This is a genomic window from Oxalicibacterium flavum (assembly GCF_014635065.1).
GTDB classification, from domain to species: Bacteria; Pseudomonadota; Gammaproteobacteria; order Burkholderiales; family Burkholderiaceae_D; genus Oxalicibacterium; species Oxalicibacterium flavum.
Genome location: NZ_BMCG01000001.1, coordinates 594,924 through 618,659 on the forward strand (window position 1 = coordinate 594,924; position 23,736 = coordinate 618,659).

A 23,736-nucleotide genomic window follows, 5' to 3' on the forward strand; every position below is an offset into this window, starting at 1 on the left:
AATCCTTCTCAGCGATCCGCCGCCACCACGCGCTGCCGCCATTGCCGCGTGCGCTGCCGCACCGCCTCTTCATCGATGGTCTGCAAGGAGCGCTGGTCCAGCAGACATTGACCATCGACCCATACGTGCGTCACGCAATGACCGACCGCCGTATAGACGAGCTGCGAGGCGGGCCGATAGACCGGCTGTTGCGCCAGGTCGGCGAGCGAGACGGCGATAAAATCGGCGCGCTTGCCCGCTTCCAGGCTGCCGACCAGCGCATCGATGCCGAGCGCGCGGGCGCCGTTCAGCGTCGCCATCCGCAGCGCGGCATGCGCATCCAGCACCGCAGCGTCGCCGGCCACCGCCTTCGCCAGCAATGCGGCGGCCTTCATTTCGCCGAACAGGTCGAGATCGTTGTTGCTGGCCGCGCCGTCGGTGCCGAGCGCGACGTTGACGCCGGCCTGCAGCAGCTGGCCGACCGGACAGAAGCCGCTGGCGAGCTTGAGATTGGATTCCGGGCAATGCACGACGTTCGCGCCGCTCTGCTGCAGCAGGGCGATGTCGCCGTCGTCGAGCTGCGTCATGTGCACGCATTGCGTCGCCGGGCCGAGCACGCCGAGCTCCATCATGCGCTGCATCGGCCGCTTGCCATGTTCCTGCAGCGAGGCGCGCACTTCGCTGGCGGTTTCGTGCAGATGGATCTGGATCGGCATGGTGCGTTCGTGCGCGAGGGCGACGATCCTTTCCAGCCACCTTGGCGACACCGTATAGGGTGCGTGCGGACCGAAAGCGACGCGAATGCGCGCATCGCCGCGATACTGCTCCGCCAGCGCCAGCCCCTTGTCGAGATAGGTCTGCGGGCCGTCGCCCCAGGCGGTCGGGAAATCCATGACCGGAAACGCCGCCTGGCAACGCATGCCGGCGCCAGCGGCGGCCTGCACGATCTGTTCGGGAAAGAAATACATGTCCGAGAAACAGGTGGTACCGCTGCGGATCATCTCGGCCATCGCCAGTTCTGTGCCGTCGCGCACGAAGTCGGCCGCCACCCATTGCTTCTCGGCCGGCCAGATGTGTTCGTTCAGCCAGGTTTCGAGCGGATGATCGTCGGCAAAGCCGCGCAGCAGCGTCATCGCCGCATGGCCATGCGCATTGATCAGGCCCGGCAGCAGTACGTGGTCGTCGAGCTGCAGGGTACGCCGTGCCTGGTAGCGCTGCCGCGCTTCGTGCTGCGGCAGCACGGCGACGATGCCGCCGCCGTCAACCACCAGCGATGCATGCTCGAGCACCTGGCATGCCGGCACGATCGGGATGATCCAGCGGGCATGGACGATGAGGTCAACGGTGGTCATGGGCGTGGAATCGGTTGAAACATCAGTCGGGCGCGCGCGTCTTGCGCGGTGCATTGGCGAATGCCGCGTCGTACAACCAGTTCGGCAGCAGGCGCAGCAGCCTGGCCACCACGCCCATCTGCCATGGAATCACGCGGTAGCTCTTGCCGGCCTCGATCACCGCCGCCGCCTGGCGCGCGAAGTCCGCAGCCGGCATCAGGAAGGGCATCGCATAGTCGTTGACCTGCGTCATCGGCGTATCGATATAGCCGGGCGCGATCGTCACGACCTCGATGCCGTCCTTCTTCAGTTCCACGCGCAGCGATTCGCAGTAGCTGATGACTGCCGCCTTGGACGCACTGTAGGCGCCGGCACCCGGCAGGCCGCGTATGCCGGCCACGCTGGCGATGCCGACCAGCCGGCAGCCGCCATGACCGGCGCGCGCCTGCTGCCGCATCGGTTCGATGAAGGGCGAGAAGGTGGCTGCCGTCGCCATCACGTTGGTGTCGAGGATACGCGCGAAGACATCGAGGTCTTCCGTGCATTCGGTCAGCGTGCCGCGCGAGATGCCGGCGCTGGCGATGACGATGTCGATGCCGCCGGCCTGCGCCATGAAATCCTCGGCCGCCGCGCGCAAGGCATCGTGCCGGTTGACGTCGAGTGCGTACAGGCAGTGTCGCGCGCCGTTCGGCAGTTCCGCCGCCAGCGTCTCCAGCACCTCGCCGCGCCGTGCGACCAGTCCGAGCAGCGCGCCGGTCTGCGCATAGTGGCGTGCCAGCGCGGCGCCAAGGCCGCTGGAAGCGCCGGTGATGAATACGCGTTGCGGTCGAGTTTGCATGCCCTGCCTTCCAAACCAGTTGTCCAAACAAAAAGTCCGCCCTCTTGCGAGACGCGGACTTCGTGACGATTCAAGCGGCCGCCGGCGCCATGCGCGGCGGTCCCTGCATCATTTCGCGGATTGCGTCAGGAGCCAGTCCATCACGCGCAGCGTGGATTCGTGCAGCACGTTCTCCGGCGTGCCGCGTCCCAGGCCCTTGCCGACGATGGACGGCGAGGTGATGAAACGGCCGTCGATCGCGATCATCGGCACGCCGTCCACCTGGTAGGCATTCTGCAGTTGCGTGGCGCGCTGCACCTTGGTCTGCACGCCGAACGAGTTATAGACATTGGCGAACTGCTTGCCGTCAACACCCTGCTTGACGGCCCAGGCGTTGATCTGCGCATCGGTGTCCAGCGGCTGACGCTCGATGTGGATGGCGCGGAACACCTTGGCATGCAGCGCATCGAGCTTGCCCATGGCTTCCAGCGTGTAGTAGAGCTTCTGTTGCGGCACGAAGGAATCGCGGAAAGCGATCGGCACGCGCTTGAAGTTGATCCTGTCGCCCTGTTTCTTCACCCAGGCTTCGAGCGAGGGTTCGAGCAGGTTGCAGTGCGGGCACGAGTACCAGAAGAATTCGATGACCTCGGTCTTCTTGCCGCCTTCGGTCTGTTGCGCCTTTTCCAGCACGCGGTAGTCAACGCCGTTCACCGGCGACGACGGCGACGCGCCGGCCGCGAATGCGAACAGGCCCAGGCTTGCCGCGGCCAGCAGATGTTTGATGAAACGCATGGAGTCCCTTTCTATTTACCGAAGAATATCGTCGCGATCACTTGCCGATGCGCACGACCGCGACGTCGATGCCGTTGTCAGACAACTTGCCACGCACGCGGTTCATGGTTTCGGTCTGGCCGAAGGGGCCGATGCGCACGCGGTGCAGGGTGCCGGTCTCGGCCTGCCGTTCGGACACGGTGGCCTCGAAGCCGAGCAGCGCCAGCTTGGCCTTCATGCTCTCGGCATCGGCCCGCTCGCGGAAGGCGCCCGCCTGCAGATAATAAATCCATTTCTCGTCGGTGCCGGCCAGCGCGGCTTCGGCGCGTGCGGTCTCGGCGCGTTCGGCTGGGGTCGGCTGGCGGTTCAGGCGTTCCTCGGGCACGGCCGGCGACGGCGGCGCCACACCTTCGGTCGGATCGGCGGCCGGTGCCACCGGCACCTGCGGCTTCTTGCCGTACATCGGCCGGTTCGGATCGGCCGGCTCGCCGGTCTGCGAATTGATGCGGTCCGACGGCGCCATCTTGTTGGTGAACGGCAGCGGCGTCTTGGAAATCATCAGCGCCACGCCGACCGCGATGCCAAGGCCGATGATGAGGCCGAGAATCAGGCCGAGCAGAGTGCCGCCGGCCTGTCTGTGTAGATTCTTTTTCATGTCATTCCTGTACTTGCGCACGCTCCATCCGCATCGGTGCGGACACGCCGATCAGCGCAAGACCGTTGCGCAGCACCTGGCGCGTCGCATGCATCAGCGCCAGACGCGCCATCTTGAGCGCGACGTCATCGACCAGCACGCGTTCCGCATTGTAGTAGCTATGCAATTCACCCGCCAGATCGCGCAGGTAGAACGCGACCTGGTGCGGGCCGAGTTCTTCCAGCGCCTTCTGCAGCATCTCGGGATACTCGGCCAGCTTGGCCAGCAGCGAGGCCTCGCGCGGCGCCGTCAACGGCGACAGATCCACCTGCAGCAGATCGGCCTCGTCGCCGTCGGTCCACTGCGCGAGCACCGAGCAGATGCGCGCATGCGCGTACTGCACGTAATAGACCGGGTTCTCGTCGGATTGCGCGAGCGCCAGATCGACGTCGAACACGAATTCGGTATCGGCCTTGCGCGAGATCAGGAAGAAACGCACCGCGTCGCGCCCGCGCGTGAGATCGCGCACGTCGCCTTCCGCCTCGTTACCGCCATCGCCCGCCGACCATTCGATCAGGTCGCGCAGCGTGACGTAGGAACCGGCGCGCTTGGAAATCTTCACTTCCTCGCCGTTGCGCATGACGGTCACCATCTTGTGCAGCACGTAGTCGGGATAACCTTCGGGAATGCCGATGTTCAGCGCCTGCAGACCGGCGCGCACGCGCGCGATGGTGCCGTGGTGGTCGCTGCCCTGCACGTTGATGGCCTGCGTGAAGCCGCGCTGCCACTTGACGGTGTGATAGGCGACGTCCGGCACGAAATAGGTATAGGTGCCGTCCGACTTCTTCATCACGCGATCCTTGTCGTCGCGGTAGTCGGTGGTGCGCAGCCACAGCGCGCCGTCCTGCTCGTAGGTCTTGCCGGCCTTGACCAGCGCATCGACCGTGCGCGCGACCTTGCCGTCGCCGTAGAGCGAGGATTCGAGGAAATAGTTGTCGAAGCGCACGCCGAAGGCCTGCAGGTCCAGATCCTGTTCGCGGCGCAGGTAGGCGACCGCGAATCTGCGGATGGACTCGATGTCCTCGACGCGGCCGCTGGCGGTGACCGGCTCTCCATCGCTGGCGGCGACCGTCTTCTTCGCCAGGAAGTCATTGGCGATGTCCTGGATGTAGTCGCCGTTGTAGGCCGACTCCGGCCAGCCGGCGTCGCCCGGCTTCAGGCCGTTGGCGCGCGCCTGCACCGAGGTCGCCAGCGTGGCGATCTGCACGCCGGCGTCGTTGTAGTAGAACTCGCGCGTGACGTCATAGCCCTGCGCCTGGAACAGCGACGACAAGGCGTCGCCAAGCGCGCCCTGGCGGCCGTGGCCGACGTGCAGCGGGCCGGTCGGATTGGCCGAGACGAACTCGACGATGATCTTCTTGCCGGTGCCGCCGAAGCCGCGGCCGTAATCGCCGCGCTGCTGCAGGATGGTGCGCACCACTTCCTGGCGCGACGCCGCCGTCAGGCGCAGGTTGATGAAGCCGGGACCGGCGATCTCGGCCGACTCGACCAGCTCCTTGCTGTCCGGATTGGCGAGCAGGGCGGCGACCAGCGCCTGCGCCACTTCGCGCGGGTTCTTTTTCAGCGGCTTGGCGATCTGCATCGCCAGGTTGCAGGCGACGTCGCCGTGCGAGGGATCGCGCGGACGCTCGAGCACGATGTTCGGTTGGAGTTCGGTGCCGGCCACGAGCGGCGCGACGGCAGCCTGGAAGAAGGCGGTAAGACGTTGTTTTTGTGCTGCAAGCATGGATGAGGATGCGTCGCCCACGGCGCCGCAGGTTGATGGAAACAGTCCGGGCATTATACCGGCTGGACGATTGATTTCCTGACATCTGGCGCACCCGCGCCAACCCGCCGCCCGGCCCCGCACGACCACCGTGCCCTCCCGCCTGCCGCAAGACGGTTCCGTTTCTTCACAAAAACTTGAGATGCCCGCGCCTATACTCGATCGCATCGCATCCGTTGTCAGGCAGTCGCTGGTTTTCAAACATCCATTCCAAGAAGAAGGAGACAGACCATGCTTGAACTATTGTCGGACCCGCACGCGTGGATGGCATTCATCACACTGACCGCACTCGAGCTCGTCCTGGGCATCGACAACATCATTTTCATTTCCATCCTGGTTGACAAGCTGCCGGTCGAACGACGCGAATTCGCGCGCAAGCTGGGCCTGTTCATCGCCATGTTCATGCGCATCGGCCTGCTGATGGTGCTGGCGTGGATCGTCGGTCTGACGGCGCCGCTGTTTACCGTGATGCAGCAGGAAATCTCGGGGCGCGACCTGATCCTGATCGGCGGCGGCCTGTTCCTGATCTGGAAGAGCACGGGCGAGATCCATCAGGGGCTCGAAGGCGAGGAGGGCCATACCTCGAGCGCGGTCAAGGCGACCTTCAGCGCCGTCATCCTGCAGATCATGGTGGTCGATCTGGTGTTCTCGCTGGATTCCATCATCACCGCGGTCGGCATGGTCGATGAACTGGCGGTGATGGTGGCAGCGGTGATCGCCTCGGTCGGCCTGATGATGGTGTTTGCGGGACCGATCGGGCGCTTCGTCTCGGCGCATCCGTCGATCAAGATGCTGGCGCTGGCGTTCCTGGTCGCCATCGGCGTGGTGCTGATCGCCGAAGGCTTCGACCAGCACATTCCGAAGGGCTACATCTACACCGCGATGGCGTTTTCGCTGGTGGTCGAACTGATCAACATCCGCGCGCGCAAGAAGGCGGCACGGCCAGTCAAGCTGCACGCGCCGTATGCGAGCGACGAGGCAAACCCGCCGCCGCACTGATCGGCACTATCCCGGGCCGGCGGTATGCATGCAAGCGCGTGCCGCCGGCTTGTGCGAGGATGCAGGCTGTCCTCATTCAACGCCTGCCTCATGGATTCCGCTTCCTCGCTCCTCCAGTCCCAGCCGACATTGACCGGCGACACGGTCGAACTGCGGCCGCTGCAAGCCGAACATGCCGAACAGCTGCTCGACGCCGCCGCCGACGGCGAACTCTGGAACCTCAAGGTCACCGTCATTCCCGGCCCGGCCACGGTCGATGCCTACATCGCCGCCGCCCTGGCCGGCCGCGATCAGGGCACGGTGATGCCGTTCGTCATCGTGCGCCGCAATACCGACGAGAGCGGCACCATCGTCGGCAGCACGCGCTTCTGGAAGATCGACCGCGCCAATCGCAAGATGGAAATCGGCCATACGTGGCTGGCGCGCTCGGCGCAGCGCACGCGCATCAATACCGAGGCGAAGTTCCTGCTGCTGCGCCACGCCTTCGAGCAGATGCAGGCCACGCGTGTGCAGTTCACCACCGACGAGCGCAATGCAGCCTCGCGCGCCGCCATCCTGCGCCTGGGTGCGCTGCAGGAAGGCATCATCCGTCACGAGCGCATCATGCCGGACGGCCACATCCGCAATTCGGTGCGCTTCAGCATCATCGAACCGGAATGGCCGGCGGTGAAGGCAAGGCTGCTGGAAAGACTGGGAACGGAAACCGCCTATCTGTCGGGACAATAGGCGTCGATGAAGTGCGCGATGCGGAAGGCCTGCGGGTCCCACTCGCGGCGCGTCAGGCGCTCGATGGCGGTGAAGACATAGGTTTCCACCACCAGATTGCGGTCAGCCTCCAGCGAGACCGTGACGGCCTCGCGCCGGTATTCGCTGCCCTCGAAGACATCGAGCGTCAGCAGGTCGGCGTCATCGACGTCGAAATACAGCACGCCGTTGACCGCCGCGCCCGCCTGCCGCACCAGCCCCGGATAGGTCTCGCCGCTGACTTCATAGCGCGCGAAGCCCGGCAGCAGGGCCGGCGCCGAACGGTATTCGCCGCGCACCACACGCTGCCACACCGCGGGGAACATCAGCGAACCGTAGGTGAAGATATCCATGTCAGAAGGTATGAATGAATCCGGCGTGGCCCGATGGCCCGCCAGAACGTGCGCGATCAAGGCGCACAGCGCAGACGTGGTTCGAGCCACGGCGAGCATTTGCAACGCAGAGCGCGCGTGTTCTGGCGAGGCAAGCGGACATGATGGGTTCTTTCATACCTTCTTAGTCCTCCAGAGATTGCTGGATGCGACGCACGCGCTGCTTCCAGCGATAGCGCGCCTGCAACTGCCAGATCACGCTGACCAGCACATAGCCGAGCAGGGCCGATACGATCGCGAACACCAGCAGCCCCAGCATCAGCTGCGGTCCCACGCCCTGCACCCATTCCAGCGCGGTGTGCCACCAGCTGCTGACATCGCCCTTCAACTCGGGCATGGCGCCGACCGCATTCGGATCGAAACCGTCATCGGCCGCGCTGTCCTCGCCCAGTATCCACTTGCCGAGCCGGTAGGCAGCGTAATAGAGCGGCGGCACCGTGAACGGATTGGTCACCAGCGTGGCGAATGCGGCCACCGGCAGGTTGACACGAAAGATGACGGAGCCGATCGCACCCAGCAGAATCTGCGCGATCGGGCTCAGGATGCCGAAGAACAGGCCGACGGCCATGCCGCCCGCCACGCCGCGGCGGTTGAATTGCCACAGGTAATGATGATGCAGATAACGCCGCAACGGCTTCAGGTAGCGATTCTCCTGAATGCTCTGCGAGGTCGGCATGTGCTTGAAAAACCGGCTGCGACGCATGAAAGACAAACCTCCGGACACGGGAAATGGACACTGCTGGACTTCTTCCGACCGCAAAAGCCGCCGGTAATTCAACCGCCACGCTGCGCGGCTTGATCAGCGCGGTGCCGCCAGCGCCGCGATCGCCTCGCGATCGGTCATGAAGATGTGTTCGTTGCCCAGCACCTCTATCCAGCCGGCATCTTCGAGCACGTCCCACACCTGTTTCTTGATGGCCGTCACGTACAGTTCGACGCCCATGCCCTTGAGCGCGGTCTGCAGCGACTCCAGCGTATCGACGCCGGTGGCATCGATGTCGTTGACCGAACCCACGCACAGCAGGATGCGGCGAATCTGCGGTTCCTGGCTGCAATGTTCAGTGACGAAACGTTCGAGCGCGGCGCCGGTCAGGAAGTTGAGCGCGGCATCGATGCGCACCGCCAGCAGATCGTCGGCCAGGCGCGGCAGATCGAAGCGGCGGCTGTCGCGCAGCGTGCCGTCCTTGTGTTCGCTGACCTCGATGATGCGCGGCTGCATGTGACGGTACAGATAGCAGACCATGGTCAGGCCGATGCCGGCCACCACGCCCCAGTGCAGGCGCGGCATCGCCACCAGCGTGACGACGAAGGTCACGATGGCGATCGCCGCATCGTCCCTGGCGATCGCGAACAGGCGCTTGAAGGCGCCGAAATCGAACAGGCTGAACACCGGCATGATGATCAGCGCCGCCAGCACCGAGCGCGGCACATAGAACAGCAGGTCGGTGAAGAACAGCAGGCACAGCAGCACGCACAGCAGCGTGAACAGCGTGGCCCAGGCGCTGTTCGCGCCCGCGTACAGGTTCAGCGCCGAGCGCGAGAACGAGCCGCTGACCGGAAACGCGCCGCTGAAGCCGCTCGCCACCTTGGCCAGTCCCTGGCCGATCAGTTCCTGGTTCTCGTCCCAGCGCTCGCGCCGCTTGCGCGCCAGCACGCGGCAGCTCGACATCGCCTCGGTGAAGCTGATCAGCGCCAGCACCAGTCCGGCCGACCACAGTTCGCGATGCTGTTCGAAGGTAATGGCCGACGGCAGCACCAGCGGCGGCAGACCCTTGGCGATCTCGCCGACCACTTCGCCGCCGGCCGGCGCGTAGCCGAGCACCCAGCTCAAAAAGGTGCCAAGAATCGTGACCAGCAGAATGCCGGGAAAACGCGGGAAGAATTTCTTGCTCAGCCACAGCATCAGCAGCGCGCCAAAGCCGAAGGCCGAGGTCATCAAGACGTGCGACGGCGCTTCTGCCACGCGTGCGGCGACCGCCGCCGGATCGTTGCTGAACAGATCGGGAATGCCGACCAGCGTCGGAATCTGCGACGCCATGATGATCAGCGCCGCCGCATTAATGAAGCCGACGATCACCGGCTGCGACACCAGGTTGGACAACCGTCCGAGCCGGAACGCGCCGAGCAGGAACTGGAACAGGCCCGAATAGATCGACAGCCAGATCGCCAGTGCGACCCACTGTTCGGACGCCGGCACCGCATGCGAACTCAGCGAGCCGAACACCAGCAGGCTGCTCAAGGCCGCCGGCCCGACCGCCAGCAGCGCCGACGAGCCCCACAGCACGCCGACCAGCGTCGGGATCAGCGCCGCGTACAAACCGGTCGCCGCCGGCATGCCGGCCAGCGTGGCATAGGCCACCGCCTGCGGGATCAGCACCAGGCCGACGCTGAAGCCGGCCCAGGCATCGCTCTTGAGCGAAGACAGCGTGGGCCGTGGCCAGTGCAGGAAGGGGAAAAAACGCTTGATATCGAAGGGAGTCATGTAAACCGTCTGAAGCCGTCTGAAGCGAGCAAACAGCCGGGCACGCCCCGGCGCAACAGCAGCTATTGTATTTTGTTCCTGCCCCGCGCTGTCGGTCGGATGCCGGCCGGCTGCTTTCCCCCGTTTTGGCTCGTTTCCGGGCGGCGCGTAAAATAGCGGCCATGGACATCACGCTCACGGAACTCGAACAAGCCATCAACCACTGGCGTACGCTGCATCCCTCGCACGGCGAGGAACGCGCGCTGTCGGCCGAAGTCGATACGCTCGCCACGCTGTACGCGCTCATGATCTTCCACCGCCGCAGCAGCCTGCCGCTGGCCGACGCCAAACCCGAAGCGCGTCAGCTCATCGAAGACTGGCGCACCCGGAAAAACCCGCCGGCCTGACCGCGCCGGCGTCCCTTTCCCGCAACAAAACGCCGTCCGGCGCGACGCGCGGTTGCGTGCTGCCCGGGCTTTGCTCGATAATCGATAGTCATTCTCATTTGAACACCATGCCGCGCATCGCATGCGGGCAGGCCAGCCTTCATGAGCGCCCCGGACTATTCATCGCCGCCCTCCATCGACATCCTCTACAGCGACCATCACGACTGGCTGCAGGGATGGCTGCGGCGCCGTCTCGGCAATGCGGCCGACGCGGCCGACCTCGCGCATGACGCCTTCGTGCGTCTGCTGACCGCGCCCAAACGCTTCGACAGCCCGCCCGAGGCGCGCGTCTATCTGCGCACCATGGCCAGCGGCCTGTGCGTGGATCTGTGGCGCCGGCGCCAGATCGAACAGGCCTGGCTCGACACGCTGGCGGCCCAGCCCGAAGCGCTGGCGCCGTCCGCCGAACAGCAGGCCATCGTCCTCGACGCGCTGCACGAGATCGATACCATGCTGCGCCAGCTGCCGCCAAAAGCGGCCAGCGCCTTCGTCATGGCAGTCGGCTGCGACATGAGCGACAAGGAAGTCGCGGCCGAACTCGGCGTATCCACGCGCATGGTGCGCAAGTACGTCGCGCAAGCCATGCTGCACTGCCTGCTGCTCGAAGCGCGGCACGCCACCTGACCGCATCCGCATGAGCGCCCTTCCCCCCGCCGACCGGCTCGACGTTACACACCCCACGCTCGAACGCGCCGCCGAATGGTTTGCGCTGCTGCGCTCAGGCGATGCCAGCGAGGCCGACCGCGCGCACTGGCAGGCCTGGCTCGCCGCCAGCGAGGAAAACCGCCATGCCTGGCAATACGTGGAACGCATCAGCGGCCGCTTCATGCCGCTGCGGCAAGGCGAACACGGCCGCACCGCTGCCGACGCCTTCCAGACCGCGCGCAGCCTGATGACGCGACGCCGCCGCGTCCTGCTCGGCATCGCCGCCTGTGCCGGCAGCGGTGTGCTCGGCTGGCAGGTCTGGCGCCACACGCCGGTAGCCGGCATGGCGCTGGCCTGGGTGGCCGACTACCACACCGCCACTGGCGAAGTGCGCGACGTGTCGCTGTCCGACGGCACCCACGTCTGGCTCGGCACCGCCAGCGCCTTCAACGAGCGCTATGCCGGCGACCTGCGCCGGCTCGATCTGGTGCGCGGCGAAATCCTGATCCAGACCGGCAGCGACGCGCTGCGCCCCTTCGTGCTCGACTCGGCGCACGGCCGCATGCGCGCGCTCGGCACGCGTTTTACCGCACGGCTGGAAGACGACGCCACGCTGCTGGCCGTGCACCAGGGCTCGGTCGAGATCCGCACCGGCAGCAGCGGTGCCACCACCGTCGTGCAGGCAGGACAGCAGGCGCGCTTCACGGCTACCGGCATCGGCCGGATCGAACCCGCCGATCCAGGGCGCGAAGCCTCGGCGCGCGGCATCCTGATCGCGCAGAACATTCCGCTCGAACAGGTGGTACAGGAACTGCGCCGCTACCATCCCGGCCATCTCGGCCTCGATCCCGCCATCGCCGGCCTGCCGGTGTTCGGCAGCTATCCAGCGCACGACGTTGCGCGCACGCTCGCGATGCTGGCCTCGGTGATGCCGATCAGCGTCCGCCAGCCGTTGCCGTGGTGGATCAGCATCGGCCCCGACGAATAAAAAAACTCCGAAAAGCGGTTCCGCTTTTGCGGGTCTCGTTCGATCAACGCTATGAGACCGCTCCATCGTCGCGTTCCATCGACCACCGCCACCCATCCGCACCGCCATTCCGGGCACAGGCAGCCGGACACGATCGCGCGACGCAGCGTCTCCATCGACGATCAACCCTATCGAGAAAGAATCTTCATGTCCCGCCCTGTCCCTTACGTGCAACGCACCGCGACCGCACACCGCCGCTTGCGTCCTCTCTCGCTTGTGCTGGCCCTGCATCTCGCCTTTGGCGGCGGCCTGCTGGCCGCCGGTGCCTGGTCGACATCGGCCCATGCCCAGAGCACCGATGCCGTCCATCAATACGATATTCCGGCCGGTCCGCTCGGCAACGCCCTGACGCGCTTCAGCGCCGAAACCGGCATCCTGCTCGCGGCGCCCGCCGATCTGGTGCAGGGCAAGAACAGCAACGGCGTGCGCGGCGGCCACAGCATCGCCACTGCGCTGCATGCGCTGCTGGCCGGTACCGGACTGGAAGCGGTGCAGGAAACGCAAGGCCAGTATCGGCTGCAGCCGCTGGACAAGACCACCACGCTGGCGCCTGTGACGGTGACCGCGGCGGTGCAGGCCGAACCGACCCGGGCCTATGCCGGCGGCCAGGTGGCGCGCGGCGGGCGCATCGGCATGCTGGGCGATCAGGATGTGTTCGACACGCCCTTCAGCGTGACGAGCTACACCGAGGAACTGATCCAGAACCAGCAGGCGCGCACCGTCGGCGACGTGATTCTGAACGACGCCTCGACACGGCTCGCCAGCTCCAGCCAGGGCGCGGGCGAGACCTTTTCGATCCGCGGCTTCAATACCGGCGGCAGCGGCGCCGAACTCTACGACGGTCTGCCCGGCATGTCGCACCGCCGCTATTCGACGGTGGAGAAACTGGAACGCGTCGAAGTCTTCAAGGGCGCCAACGCGCTGCTGACCGGCACCACCGGTTCGGTCGGCGGCACCATCAACCTCGTTCCCAAGAAACCGCTCGAGCAATCGCTAACACGACTCGATGCCACCTACGAATCAGAATCCCGCGTCGGCGTGCATGCGGACGTCAGCCGCCGCTTCGGCGCGGCCGAACAGTTCGGCATCCGCGTCAACGGCATCTACCGCGACGGCGAATCCGCCTTCGAAAACAACAAGGAAGAACTGAAAGACCTGAGCGTGGCGCTGGAAGCGCGTACCGGCAAGCTGCGCACCTCGGCCATCTTCGACTATTCGGAACAGAACATGACGGGCGGCAACCAGCAATTCAACGCACTGTCCGCACCGCCCGCCGCACCCGATCTCGGCAAGGCCATCCAGCAGCCATGGGAGCGTATCGACTCGCGCTTCCTGCGTGCCATGCTGAAGGCCGAATACGATCTGGCGGACAACTGGACGCTGCATGCCGCCTATGGTGCGACCGATTTCAAGGGCTACTGGCTGCGCACTTCCGGCACCGCGCTCGATACGGCAGGCAACTTCAACAGAAGCGCCTTGCAACAGGCCGACGTGCAGAGCGCCAACACGGGCCTCGCCGGCATTCGCGGTCACTTCAAGATCGGCAGCGTCACGCACAAGCTGTCGGCGGAATTCCTGCGCACCGAAACCGAGAGCGGCAGGATAAGCGCCGCCATCCCGAACCCATCGCCTTCCTCGAACATCTACCAACCGGTCTTCGTCCCGCGTCCTGCGATCGGACCGCTCGAACGCGATCCGCGCAAGACCTCGGAAAGCATCGTCGAATCGACCGCCATTGCCGACACCCTCGGCTTCCTGAACGATCGCGTGCTGCTGACGGTCGGTGTACGTCACCAGCGTGTCCAGAGCAGGAATTTCAATGCCGTGACCGGTGCCATTTCCGGCACGCCGTACGACAAGTCGGCGACCACGCCGGCGGTGGCGTTGCTGGTGAAAGCCAGCGACACGCTCTCGCTCTACGGCAACTACATCGAATCGCTGGAATCCGGCCCGACCGCGCCGAGCGGCACGGTGAACGAGGGCGAGCTCTTCCCGCCATCGAAAACCAAGCAGGTCGAGGTGGGCGCCAAGCTCGATCTCGGCAAGGTCGGATTCACGGCAGGCTTGTTCGAGCTGGCGCGCCCGAGCGGCATCATCGACTCCGCCAATCGCTTCGACGTGAACGGCGAACAGCGCCATCGCGGACTCGAATTGAGTGCCTTCGGCCAGCCGCATCCGCAATTGCGCGTGCTGGGCAGCGCAACCTACATCGACAGCAAGCGCACCAAGACGCAGGATGGCACCCTTGACGGTTACGATGGCGTCGGCGTGCCGGACCTGAGCGCCGTGCTCGGCTTCGAATGGGACAGCCGCGCAATCGAAAACCTGACGCTCACCGGCCGCGTCAATTACACAGCACAGCAATACATCCGCGACGACAATTCGCAGTCGATCCCGTCCTACACCCTGTATGGCGTCGGTGCACGCTACAAGACCAAGCTGGGCGGCAGGGATGTCACGATACGCGCCAGCGTGGAGAATCTGTTCGGCAAGGATTACTGGACCACCTTCGTCGGCAGTCCTGGCCTGCTGTATCTGGGCTCGCCGAGAAGGGCGTTCCTTTCGCTGTCCATGGACATCTGACGAAAACAAGAACGGCACCGCTCGGTGCCGTTTTTTATTGACCATGCGCGATTGGTGTCTAAGCCACCATATGCCGTGCCTGCCGGCGCGTCAGGCTCGACAGCGCTTCCTGCGGCGCAGCCTTCCGTTCTTCCTTCACTTCCGCCTTGCGCGCACCGGCCTGGCCGGCATAATCGCTGCGCACCAGCTCCCGCGCCGCGGTGGAATCCATGCCTTGCAGCACCAGCCATTGCGTGACCAGCGTCGCCAGCTTTTCGAGCGCGATGCGGTTGGTGGCATCGGTCGTCTTGTACAGCCAGTTTGACAGCCGCATGAAATTGGCGAACGGCGAAGCGCCGAGAAGCACCGGCAGCGTATTGCCGAATCGCCCGGAATTGGCGACCAGGTCCCAGTAGCGCGCAAAGCGCACCAGTTGCTGCATCTCGGCAAAGTCGATGCGGTCGGTGGCGAGGATGGAATAGGGCGGATACGGATCGAAGACGAGTTTGTATTCTTCGGTATGGCGGATGATGGGCGTGCCGCGCAGGCGCTTGAGGATACCGAACTGGATTTCGTGCGGTCCGAGCGCGACCAGCCTGTCGAAGCCGCGCGCGAAACTTTCCACGTCCTCGCCCGGCAGGCCGGCGATCAGATCGACGTGCAGGTGCGCATGCGTGTGTTCGCACAGCCAGCGGATGTTCTCGGCCGCCTTCTCGTTGTTCTGCCGACGGCTGACCAGCGTCTGCACCTCGGGATTGAAGCTCTGGATGCCGACCTCGAACTGCAGCGTGCCGGGCGGGAACTTGAGGATGCTCTCGCGCAGCGCTTCCGGCAGGTGATCGGGCACCACCTCGAAGTGCGCATAGACCGGATCGTCGGGATGCGCGGCCAGCTTGTCGAGGAAGAACTGCATGATCTTCAGGCTCACCTTCACGTTGAGGTTGAAGGTGCGGTCAACGAACTTGAACAGCCGCGCGCCGCGTGCATGCAGCGCGTCCATCTGCGCGAGGAAGGCATCGATGTCGAACGGCCACGCGGTCTTGTCGAGCGAGGACAGACAGAACTCGCACTTGAACGGACAGCCGCGCGAGGCTTCCACGTAGAGCGTGCGGTGCGCGATGTCCTCGTCGGTATAGAGATCGTAGGGCATCGTCACGTCGTCCAGCGGCCGCTGCACGCCGGCATGGATCTTCATCAGCGGCTTGGGGCCATGCAGGATCTGGCGGCACAGCGCGGGAAAGGTGACGTCGCCCCAGCCGGTCACCAGGTAGTCGGCCAGCTTGACGATCTCCTGCTGCTCGGGCTCGTACGAGACTTCCGGTCCGCCCAGCACCACCACGACCTCGGGTGCGACGCGCTTGAGCAGCGCCACTACCCTGGTGGTCTCTTCGACGTTCCAGATATAGACGCCGAAACCGACGATGCGCGGCTTGTGTGCGAGCAAACGCTCGACGATATCGGATGCGCGCGCGCCGATCACGAACTCCTGCAGGATGGTCCGGCTGCGCAGCTCGCCCATGTTTGCCAGCAGATAGCGCAGGCCGAGCGAGGCATGCGTGTAGCGGGCATTGAGGGTGGAAAGCAGGATGGTCATGGGAAGTGCGCAGAATCGCAATAAAGCCGCAGCAAAACCGCCATTCTACGCTGCAGCATGTAAAGCAAGCTTGACATAGCCCGATTTGCCGCCTACGATGTAAAGCATCCTTTACACAACGCAGGAGAACGTCATGTCGGACGTTAGCAATCACAAGCCCTATTACCGGGAACTGGGCGGCGCGCTCGCGCTTTACATGGTCATGCTGGTGGCGTCGCTGTGGTACGGCCATCGGCTCGACAACGGTCCCTTGCAGGCCATCGTCTATGCCAGTCCGATGCTGGCCTTCTTCCTCGGCGTGTGGGCCGTGGTGCGGCAAATCCGGCGTTCGGACGAATTCATGCGCAAGCTCTCGGTCGAACATCTCGCCATCACCGCCGGCGTGACGGCCGGATGGACCTTCACCTACGGCTTCCTCGAAAACGCCGGCTTCCCGCGCCTGTCGATGTTCACCGTGTGGCCGGTCATGGGCGCGGTGTGGGCCTTGCTGAGCATCGTCGATGCGATACGCCATCGATGAACAATCATCTGCGCACCCTGCGCGCCGAGCGCGGCTGGAGCCAGGCCGATCTGGCCACGCGCCTGAACGTCTCGCGCCAGACCATCAACGCGATCGAAACCGGCCGCTACGATCCGAGCCTGCCGCTGGCATTCGCCATGGCAAACGCGTTCGAACTGCGGATCGAGGACATCTTCATTCCCGAATGATGCTGGTCAACCTGCTCAGCGCTTCGCTAGGCGAGAAAGGCAACGGATGAGGCGAACGATCTGCGGTAAGGTATGCCTGCCATTCACCTTCTTCGATTGTCGCCGCCTCATGCTGCTTCCGCGTCTTTTTCGCCCGTTGTTTCTTCTTTCCTGCTGTCTCGCCTTGCAATCCGCCTACGCCGCGCCAGCCGCGCGCAGCACAGCCGTTGACGTCGCGATGTGTACAGGCTTGCGCAGCGCCGGCGTGCTGCATGCCAACGCGCCGATCGGCTGCGAGCGTTTGCAGGTCGTGCGTTTTTCGTACGTCGATTTCGACGGCAGGCAGCACGACGACGGCGAGATCATGGTGATGGATGCCGCCGCGCCGCAGGTGGCCGCGCTGTTCGACCAGTTGCGCGCGCGTGGCTTCGCCTTGGCCGGTGCGCGCCTGATGCAGCATTATCGGGGCGACGACCAGGCCTCGATGCGCGCCAACAACAGCTCCGCCTTCAACGACCGCGCCATCACCAACGCCAGTGCGCCGTCGCTGCATGCCTACGGCCTCGCGATCGACATCAACCCGGTGCAGAATCCGTTTGTCGAGATCGGCAAGGACGGCCGCGCGCAGGTCAGCCCGACGGCCGGCGGCCGCTACCTGAACCGGCAGACGACGCGTCCCGGCAAGCCAGCGCGCAAGGGCATGGCGGAAGACGTGGTCGAACTGTTCGCGCAGCACGGCTTCACGATCTGGGGCGGCGACTGGGACGCGCCCATCGACTACCAGCATTTCCAGGTAAGCCGCACGCTGGCGAAGAAGCTGGCGGCACTGCCGCCGGCGCAGGCCCGCGCCGCGTTCGAGGAACACGTGCAGGCCTACCGCAACTGCCGGCGCGACAAACCGCGCGCGACCTGCACGCATTGAGGAAACGATCATGACCGTACGCCGTATCGTCGCCAACATCGCCACGCCGGACGTCGCACGCGCGACCGTCTTCTATCGCGACGTACTGGGACTGTCGCTGCTGATGGATCACGGCTGGATCGCCACCTATGGCAATGACGAGCAGGCCGTGGTTCAGGTCAGCTTCGCCAGCGAAGGCGGCAGCGGCACGCCGGTTCCCGATCTGTCGATCGAGGTCGATGACGTCGATGCCGTGCTGCAAGCCATGCGAGATGCCGGTTTCGACATCGTGTATGGCCCTGTCAACGAACCCTGGGGGGTGCGCCGTTTCTATGTGCACGACCCGTTCGGGCGACTGGTCAATATACTGTCGCATGCCTGACGATTAACAGCCCAGACAACAATACGCATCATCGGGAGACTTCCATGCTCATCAATTGCGTCGCCTACCAGGACGGCACCAAGCTGTCCGACATTCCGGTCGAACAGATCAGCGACTATCTCGAAAAGCCTGACTGCTTCGTCTGGGTCGCGCTCAAGGACCCGTCGCCCGAGGAAATGGCGCAGATGCAGGCCGAATTCCATCTGCACGAACTGGCAGTGGAAGATGCGCTGCACGGCCAGCAGCGCTCCAAGGTCGAGGAATACGGCGACTCGCTGTTCGTGGTGGTGCCGACCGCCGAGATGATCGACGGCACGCTGCATCGCGGCGAGCTCGACATCTTCGTCGGCCGCAACTACGTGCTGTCGGTGCGCAGCAACAGCCGTCAGAGTTTCCTCGGCGTACGCGCGCGTTGCGAACGCGAGCCGCAGCAACTGCGCAAGGGTTCGGCCTTCGTGCTGTATGCGCTGATGGACGCGGTGGTTGACAGCTACTTCCCGGTGGTGGAAGCACTCGAAAGCCAGCTCGACCGCATCGAGGGCAACATCTTCAACGTCGGCGAGCAGCGCGAGAACATCGAGCAGCTCTACGATCTCAAGCGCGAGGCCGCCGTGCTCAAGCACATCGTCGCGCCGCTGATGGAAGCGACCGGGCGGCTCTACGGCGGGCGCGTACCGCCCTTGTGCGAAAGCACGCGCGACTATTTCCGCGACGTCGGCGATCACCTGTACCGCATCAACGCGCTGACCGATGCGATCCGCGAGACCATCACCACCGCGATCCAGGTCAACCTGTCGATGGTCGCCATCGAGGATACCGAGATCAACAAGCGGCTCGCCGCCTGGGCCGCCATCTTCGCTGTCGCCACCGCCTTCTTCGGGCTGTGGGGCATGAACTTCAAGTACATGCCGGAACTGGACTGGAAATTCGGCTATCCGCTCGCCATCGCCATGGTCAGCAGCGTGTGCGGCTATCTGTACTACCGCTTCAGGCGCTCTGGCTGGCTCTAGGGAAGCGCGTAGCTCAGGCGCGTGCCGTTGATGGTGATCCTGCCGTCGTTCACCAGCAGTTCGATGATCGCCGCCAGTTCCGCGTCATCCAGACTCTTCTGGAATTGCGCGGCAATGCTGCTGGCCAGCGTGCGCACGGTGCGCGGCCGTGTGCCGTTTCCGGCCAGGCGCTGCCAGACGGCATCGGCCCGCTCCCGCGTCTTGTCTGCCGCGCCGGATGCAATGAAATGGATATCGGCCACCGCTTCCACGCGGTCGGCTGCGATGCCGAGTTCCTTCAGATGCGCAATCAGCGGATCGAATCCGCGGTCATGCGAGACGATGTGGAAACAGGCCTGCGGATCGAGTGCAGCGATACGACCGATGTAGAACGCGATGTGGAAATCCAGTGCATTGGGGCCGATGCCGGAGATCTTGATGTATTGCGCGCGTTCGCCAAGCTTCTGCATGGCCGAGGCGACATCGTAGGGCAGGCGCGACTGCGTGCTGCCGACGAACACCAGCAGCCTGAAATGCTCGGCATCGACCTCGTCGATGAAGCGCGGCTGCACGTTCTCGAAATCGATCAGGATGTAATGGGTTTTCATCGCCGTTCCGCCTACACACGAAAAGTGATCTTGAAGCGGCAACCTTACATCCAATCGCGGCGAAGCGGTTATTTGCGCGGCGCCAGCATGTCGAGTGCCACCGCTTCGGCGACGCGGATGCCGTCGATCGCGGCCGACATGATGCCGCCCGCATAGCCCGCTCCTTCGCCGGCCGGGAACAGGCCGCGCGTGTTCAGGCTCTGCAGATCGTTGTCGTTGCGCTTGATGCGCACCGGCGACGAGGTGCGGGTTTCGATGCCGGTCAACACCGCGTCGTGCATCGAGAAACCCTTGATCTGCCTGTCGAATGCAGTGAGCGCCTCGCGGATCGCCTCGATCGCATAATCGGGCAGCGAGGGATTGAGGTCGCCGAGCTTGACGCCCGGCTTGTACGACGGCTGCACCGAACCGAACTGGGTGGATGGCCGGTTGGCGATGAAGTCGCCGACCAGCTGGCCCGGCGCATCGTAGTTGCTGCCGCCAAGCTCGAACGCGCGCGACTCCCAGAAACGCTGCATCTCCATGCCGGCCAGCGGCCCGCCCGGATAATCCTCGGGCGTGATGCCGACCACGATGCCGGCATTGGCGTTGCGCTCGTTGCGCGAGTACTGGCTCATGCCGTTGGTGACCACGCGCCCCGGTTCCGAGGTTGCCGCCACCACGGTGCCGCCGGGACACATGCAGAAACTATAGACGGAGCGGCCGTTCTTCGCGTGGTGCACGAGCTTGTAATCTGCCGCGCCGAGGATGGGATGGCCGGCGCTGGGACCGAAGCGGCAGGCATCGATCAGCGATTGCGGATGCTCGATGCGGAAACCCATCGAGAACGGCTTGGGCTCGATATAGACGCCGCGCTTGTGCAGCATCTCGAAGGTGTCGCGCGCGCTGTGGCCGATGGCGAGCACCACGTGCGATGCATCGAGCTGGCTGCCGTCGGACAGGATCAGGCTGCGCATGCGACCGTCCTCGATCACGATGTCATCGACGCGGCTTTCGAAACGGAACTCGCCGCCGAGCTGCACGATCTTCTCGCGCATCAGTTCGATCATCTTGACCAGGCGGAAGGTGCCGATGTGCGGCTTGCTGACGTACATGATCTCGGGCGGCGCATCGGCCGCGACGAATTCGGTCAGCACCTTGCGGCCGTAATGCTTCGAGTCCTTGATCTGGGTCCACAGCTTGCCGTCGGAAAAGGTGCCCGCGCCGCCTTCGCCGAACTGCACGTTCGACTCGGGCTGCAGTTCGCGCTTGCGCCACAGGCCCCACGTGTCTTTCGTGCGTTCGCGCACTACCTTGCCGCGTTCGAGGACGATCGGCCTGAAGCCCATTTCGGCCAGGATCAGCGCCGCGAACAACCCGCAGGGGCCGAAGCCGATCACCACCGGCCGCTCCTTCTGCTCGGCCGGTGCCTTGCCGACGAAACGATATTCGGTGTCCGGCGTGGGCGCGAGGTGGCGCTTGTCCTTCACGCGCTTGAGAGCGGCGGCTTCGTCCTTGACCTCGACGTCCAGCGTATAGACCAGCAGGATTGCGCTGCGCTTGCGCGCATCGTAGCCGCGGCGGAACACCGTATGCGCGAGCAGGTCGCCGCGCGCGATGCCGAGGCGCGTGACGATCGCATCGATCAAATCGTCGTCGCTGTGGTCCAGGGGGAGTTGTACGTCGGTCAGTCGCAGCATGCTTGAGAATCCAGCCGACCCGTGAAGAACGCCGCGCCGGGGTCGGGTCGGCGGCAGGGCGCTATTCTACCCCAGCGCCTTTTGCGAATGCGGCGCTCCCTTGCATGGGCGTGCATGACTTTGCACCCATCACTTCAGCACTTTTGACAATATTTATCCTTCCATGCCTGATGCGAGATGCAGGCTCCTTTCAGGCGGCAAGGCAGGCCTGACGTTGTTTTTGCGGCACGACCCGCGCCGCACCTTGTTGACCCCGGGAAATGTTTTGATTACTGTGGACCGCGCCAGCCCATGCGTCGCAGAACGTCAGGGCAAGCCATGCGAGACGCTGGTTTCACCACATAAACAGCGCACCAAGCAGTCGAGACGAGAAAAAGAAGGAGGAGTCATGCACGCCATTGCCGCGCACGCGCGATCTTCATGGCTGTCCGACAGGCCGCTTCATTCCCTGCCGTGCACCCACAGCCACACCGCCATTTCCATCCCGCCGGAGCCCGGGCCGCACGTCCGCAGCGCCTGAACCACCGTCATCCACCGCGACCATCCGTCATGGCGGACGGCGGTCGCATCTGCATAGTCGAGACCATCATGCTGAAAAACATCACGATCAAATCGCTGTTGCTGTCGGTCATGGGCCTGCTGTCCGTGCTGCTGATAGCCACCGGCGCCATTGGGCTGTACTCGCTGCACGCCACCGACGAATCGCTGAAGACGGTCTATGAAGACCGTACCGTGCCGCTCGGCCATCTGAACAAGGTGATTACCGATCTCACCATCAACCAGCTCGATCTGGTGTCGTCCATCTATGCCGATCCCGACCAGATGACGCGCACCATGGACGCGATCGAAGCGCGCCTGAAAGGCATCGACCAGGCCTTCGCCGCCTATGCCGCGACCGATGCCACCGAGGAAGAAAGACAGGTTGCCGAACGCTTCTCCACCGACTACCGCGCCTTCCTCGACAAGGCACTGCAGCCCGCCATCGCCTTCGCACGCGGCGGCAACATCCTGCGCGTGACGGAGATCGTCAACGAACGCATGGGCGACCTGATCCGGCCGGTGCGGCAGGACATCAACGCGCTGGTGGACATGCAGCTGCAAGTCGCGCAGGCGGAGTTCAACGAGTCGCAACGCCTGTTCGCGCTGGTGCGCAGCATCTCCATCGGCGTCATCGCGTTCGGCGTGCTGCTGGCCGGCCTGATGGCGCTGTTCCTGATCCGCGCCATCGCCCGGCCGCTGCACGACGCGGTGCAGGTCGCGCGCAGCGTCGCCGCCGGCGACCTGACGCAGCGCATCGAAGTCGATTCCACCAACGAAACCGGACAGTTGCTGCAGGCGCTGCGGGACATGAACGACAGCCTGCTGCGCACGGTCGGCGCGGTACGGCACAGCACGGAAACCATCACGGTCGCCGCCGGCGAGATCGCCTCCGGCAACGCCGACCTGTCGAGCCGTACCGAGGCACAGGCCGGCTCCTTGGAAGAAACCGCCTCGTCGATGGAAGAACTGACCTCGACCGTGCGCCAGAACGCCGACAATGCGCGCCAGGCCAACCAGCTCGTGGTATCCGCCTCCGAGATCGCCACCCGCGGCGGCAACGTGGTCGGACAGGTCGTCGCCACCATGGGCGATATCCAGGACAGCTCGCGCAAGATCGCCGACATCATCGGCGTCATCGACGGCATCGCCTTCCAGACCAACATCCTGGCGTTGAACGCAGCAGTCGAAGCCGCGCGTGCCGGCGAGCAGGGCCGAGGCTTCGCGGTGGTGGCCGCCGAAGTGCGCACGCTGGCGCAGCGCTCGGCCGCTGCCGCCAAGGAAATCAAGGGCCTGATCGACGACTCGGTCGGCAAGGTCGCCTCCGGCAGCAGGCTGGTGGACGAAGCCGGCGCCACCATGGGCGAGATCGTCACCTCGGTGCGACGCGTGGCCGACATCATGAGCGAGATCACGGCCGCCAGCCAGGAACAGAGCGACGGCATCGAACAGGTCAACCAGGCGATCGGCCAGATGGACCAGATGACGCAGCAGAATGCAGCGCTGGTGGAGCAGGCCGCGGCGGCGGCGCAGAGCATGCAGGACCAGGCACGCGAACTGTCGCGCGCGGTCGGCATCTTCCGCCTCGATCAGCAAGCCCTGGTCGTCGAAACGACATCGACGCCGCCCGTCCTGCAGGACGAACGGCTGCCCCGACTGGCCGCCCAATCCGCCGTGGCGGCGTAAAGCGCACCCGCGTAGCGAATCCCCGATTGTCGGCAACCGG

At 64.8% G+C, this 23,736-nt stretch carries 23 protein-coding genes; 12 read left to right on the forward strand and 11 right to left on the reverse strand.

Annotated features, from left to right (window positions below; all coding sequences use genetic code 11):
• Window positions 1-8 precede the first annotated feature (8 nt).
• From IEV38_RS02770 to argS, 5 genes are all read right to left on the reverse strand, one after another.
• The gene (locus tag IEV38_RS02770) at window positions 9-1,331 is read right to left on the reverse strand and encodes a TRZ/ATZ family hydrolase (RefSeq protein ID WP_188394616.1); all 1,323 of its coding nucleotides are present in this window, start codon (window positions 1,329-1,331) and stop codon (window positions 9-11) included.
• Between the two features lie 22 nt (window positions 1,332-1,353).
• Window positions 1,354-2,148: an SDR family oxidoreductase gene (locus IEV38_RS02775; protein WP_188394617.1), complete on the reverse strand. Its 795-nt coding sequence runs from the start codon at window positions 2,146-2,148 to the stop codon at window positions 1,354-1,356.
• A 108-nt stretch (window positions 2,149-2,256) separates the two neighbouring features.
• Window positions 2,257-2,919, reverse strand: coding sequence for a thiol:disulfide interchange protein DsbA/DsbL (locus tag IEV38_RS02780; RefSeq protein WP_188394618.1), 663 nt, complete (start codon window positions 2,917-2,919; stop codon window positions 2,257-2,259).
• Window positions 2,920-2,956: 37 nt separating this feature from the next.
• On the reverse strand, window positions 2,957-3,553 hold the full coding sequence (locus tag IEV38_RS02785; protein WP_188394619.1) for an SPOR domain-containing protein: 597 nt from the start codon (window positions 3,551-3,553) through the stop codon (window positions 2,957-2,959).
• Between the two features lies 1 nt (window position 3,554).
• Entirely contained in the window at window positions 3,555-5,318 is a 1,764-nt protein-coding gene (gene argS, locus IEV38_RS02790) for an arginine--tRNA ligase (protein WP_188394620.1), read from the reverse strand.
• A gap of 270 nt (window positions 5,319-5,588) precedes the next feature.
• Between argS and IEV38_RS02795 the strand changes: the two genes are divergently transcribed.
• Both IEV38_RS02795 and IEV38_RS02800 read left to right on the forward strand, forming a co-directional pair.
• Window positions 5,589-6,356, forward strand: a complete 768-nt coding sequence (locus tag IEV38_RS02795) for a TerC family protein (RefSeq protein ID WP_188394621.1) — start codon at window positions 5,589-5,591, stop codon at window positions 6,354-6,356.
• Between the two features lie 90 nt (window positions 6,357-6,446).
• Window positions 6,447-7,082, forward strand: coding sequence for a GNAT family N-acetyltransferase (locus IEV38_RS02800; RefSeq protein WP_188394622.1), 636 nt, complete (start codon window positions 6,447-6,449; stop codon window positions 7,080-7,082).
• Here IEV38_RS02800 and IEV38_RS02805 read toward each other — a convergent pair.
• The 3 genes from IEV38_RS02805 to IEV38_RS02815 form a co-directional block, all read right to left on the reverse strand.
• A complete protein-coding gene (locus tag IEV38_RS02805) occupies window positions 7,064-7,453 on the reverse strand; it encodes a gamma-glutamylcyclotransferase family protein (RefSeq protein WP_188394623.1) in 390 nt (129 codons plus the stop codon). The genes IEV38_RS02800 and IEV38_RS02805 overlap by 19 nt on opposite strands.
• A 163-nt stretch (window positions 7,454-7,616) precedes the next feature.
• Window positions 7,617-8,195 (reverse strand): DUF2062 domain-containing protein, encoded by a 579-nt coding sequence (locus IEV38_RS02810; RefSeq protein ID WP_188394624.1) that lies wholly within the window; start codon window positions 8,193-8,195, stop codon window positions 7,617-7,619.
• 96 nt (window positions 8,196-8,291) lie between these two features.
• Window positions 8,292-9,974 (reverse strand): SulP family inorganic anion transporter, encoded by a 1,683-nt coding sequence (locus IEV38_RS02815; protein ID WP_188394625.1) that lies wholly within the window; start codon window positions 9,972-9,974, stop codon window positions 8,292-8,294.
• A 161-nt stretch (window positions 9,975-10,135) separates the two neighbouring features.
• Here IEV38_RS02815 and IEV38_RS02820 point away from each other — a divergent pair, with 161 nt between their 5' ends.
• The 4 genes from IEV38_RS02820 to IEV38_RS02835 all read left to right on the forward strand — a co-directional run bounded on the left by IEV38_RS02820 (window position 10,136) and on the right by IEV38_RS02835 (window position 14,654).
• Window positions 10,136-10,360 carry a DUF3717 domain-containing protein gene (locus IEV38_RS02820; protein ID WP_188394626.1) on the forward strand — a complete coding sequence of 75 codons (225 nt, stop codon included), beginning with the start codon at window positions 10,136-10,138 and terminating at the stop codon, window positions 10,358-10,360.
• 141 nt (window positions 10,361-10,501) lie between these two features.
• Window positions 10,502-11,023 carry a sigma-70 family RNA polymerase sigma factor gene (locus IEV38_RS02825; protein WP_188394627.1) on the forward strand — a complete coding sequence of 174 codons (522 nt, stop codon included), beginning with the start codon at window positions 10,502-10,504 and terminating at the stop codon, window positions 11,021-11,023.
• A 10-nt stretch (window positions 11,024-11,033) separates the two neighbouring features.
• On the forward strand, window positions 11,034-12,032 hold the full coding sequence (locus tag IEV38_RS02830) for a FecR domain-containing protein (protein WP_188394628.1): 999 nt from the start codon (window positions 11,034-11,036) through the stop codon (window positions 12,030-12,032).
• A 186-nt stretch (window positions 12,033-12,218) separates the two neighbouring features.
• Complete coding sequence (locus IEV38_RS02835; protein ID WP_188394629.1) at window positions 12,219-14,654, forward strand: TonB-dependent receptor; 2,436 nt, start codon at window positions 12,219-12,221, stop codon at window positions 14,652-14,654.
• Window positions 14,655-14,712: 58 nt separating this feature from the next.
• Here the strand turns inward: IEV38_RS02835 and IEV38_RS02840 are convergent, their stop codons facing one another.
• Window positions 14,713-16,227 carry a B12-binding domain-containing radical SAM protein gene (locus IEV38_RS02840; protein ID WP_188394630.1) on the reverse strand — a complete coding sequence of 505 codons (1,515 nt, stop codon included), beginning with the start codon at window positions 16,225-16,227 and terminating at the stop codon, window positions 14,713-14,715.
• 133 nt (window positions 16,228-16,360) lie between these two features.
• Here IEV38_RS02840 and IEV38_RS02845 point away from each other — a divergent pair, with 133 nt between their 5' ends.
• The 5 genes from IEV38_RS02845 (at window position 16,361) to corA (ending at window position 19,207) form a co-directional block, all read left to right on the forward strand.
• Window positions 16,361-16,747: a hypothetical protein gene (locus tag IEV38_RS02845; protein WP_188394631.1), complete on the forward strand. Its 387-nt coding sequence runs from the start codon at window positions 16,361-16,363 to the stop codon at window positions 16,745-16,747.
• Window positions 16,744-16,935: a helix-turn-helix transcriptional regulator gene (locus tag IEV38_RS02850; RefSeq protein WP_188394632.1), complete on the forward strand. Its 192-nt coding sequence runs from the start codon at window positions 16,744-16,746 to the stop codon at window positions 16,933-16,935. The genes IEV38_RS02845 and IEV38_RS02850 overlap by 4 nt, the downstream gene beginning before the upstream one ends.
• A gap of 163 nt (window positions 16,936-17,098) precedes the next feature.
• Window positions 17,099-17,836 carry a M15 family metallopeptidase gene (locus IEV38_RS02855; protein ID WP_229728516.1) on the forward strand — a complete coding sequence of 246 codons (738 nt, stop codon included), beginning with the start codon at window positions 17,099-17,101 and terminating at the stop codon, window positions 17,834-17,836.
• A 10-nt stretch (window positions 17,837-17,846) separates the two neighbouring features.
• Window positions 17,847-18,197, forward strand: a complete 351-nt coding sequence (locus IEV38_RS02860) for a VOC family protein (RefSeq protein ID WP_188394634.1) — start codon at window positions 17,847-17,849, stop codon at window positions 18,195-18,197.
• A 44-nt stretch (window positions 18,198-18,241) separates the two neighbouring features.
• Entirely contained in the window at window positions 18,242-19,207 is a 966-nt protein-coding gene (corA, locus tag IEV38_RS02865) for a magnesium/cobalt transporter CorA (RefSeq protein ID WP_188394635.1), read from the forward strand.
• Here corA and IEV38_RS02870 read toward each other — a convergent pair.
• Window positions 19,204-19,794, reverse strand: a complete 591-nt coding sequence (locus IEV38_RS02870; RefSeq protein WP_188394636.1) for a PIN domain-containing protein — start codon at window positions 19,792-19,794, stop codon at window positions 19,204-19,206. The genes corA and IEV38_RS02870 overlap by 4 nt on opposite strands.
• Before the next feature lie 68 nt (window positions 19,795-19,862).
• Window positions 19,863-21,473 (reverse strand): NAD(P)/FAD-dependent oxidoreductase, encoded by a 1,611-nt coding sequence (locus IEV38_RS02875; RefSeq protein WP_188394637.1) that lies wholly within the window; start codon window positions 21,471-21,473, stop codon window positions 19,863-19,865.
• Window positions 21,474-22,061: 588 nt separating this feature from the next.
• Here IEV38_RS02875 and IEV38_RS02880 point away from each other — a divergent pair.
• The gene (locus IEV38_RS02880) at window positions 22,062-23,696 is read left to right on the forward strand and encodes a methyl-accepting chemotaxis protein (RefSeq protein ID WP_188394638.1); all 1,635 of its coding nucleotides are present in this window, start codon (window positions 22,062-22,064) and stop codon (window positions 23,694-23,696) included.
• The last annotated feature ends 40 nt before the right edge of the window (window positions 23,697-23,736 follow it).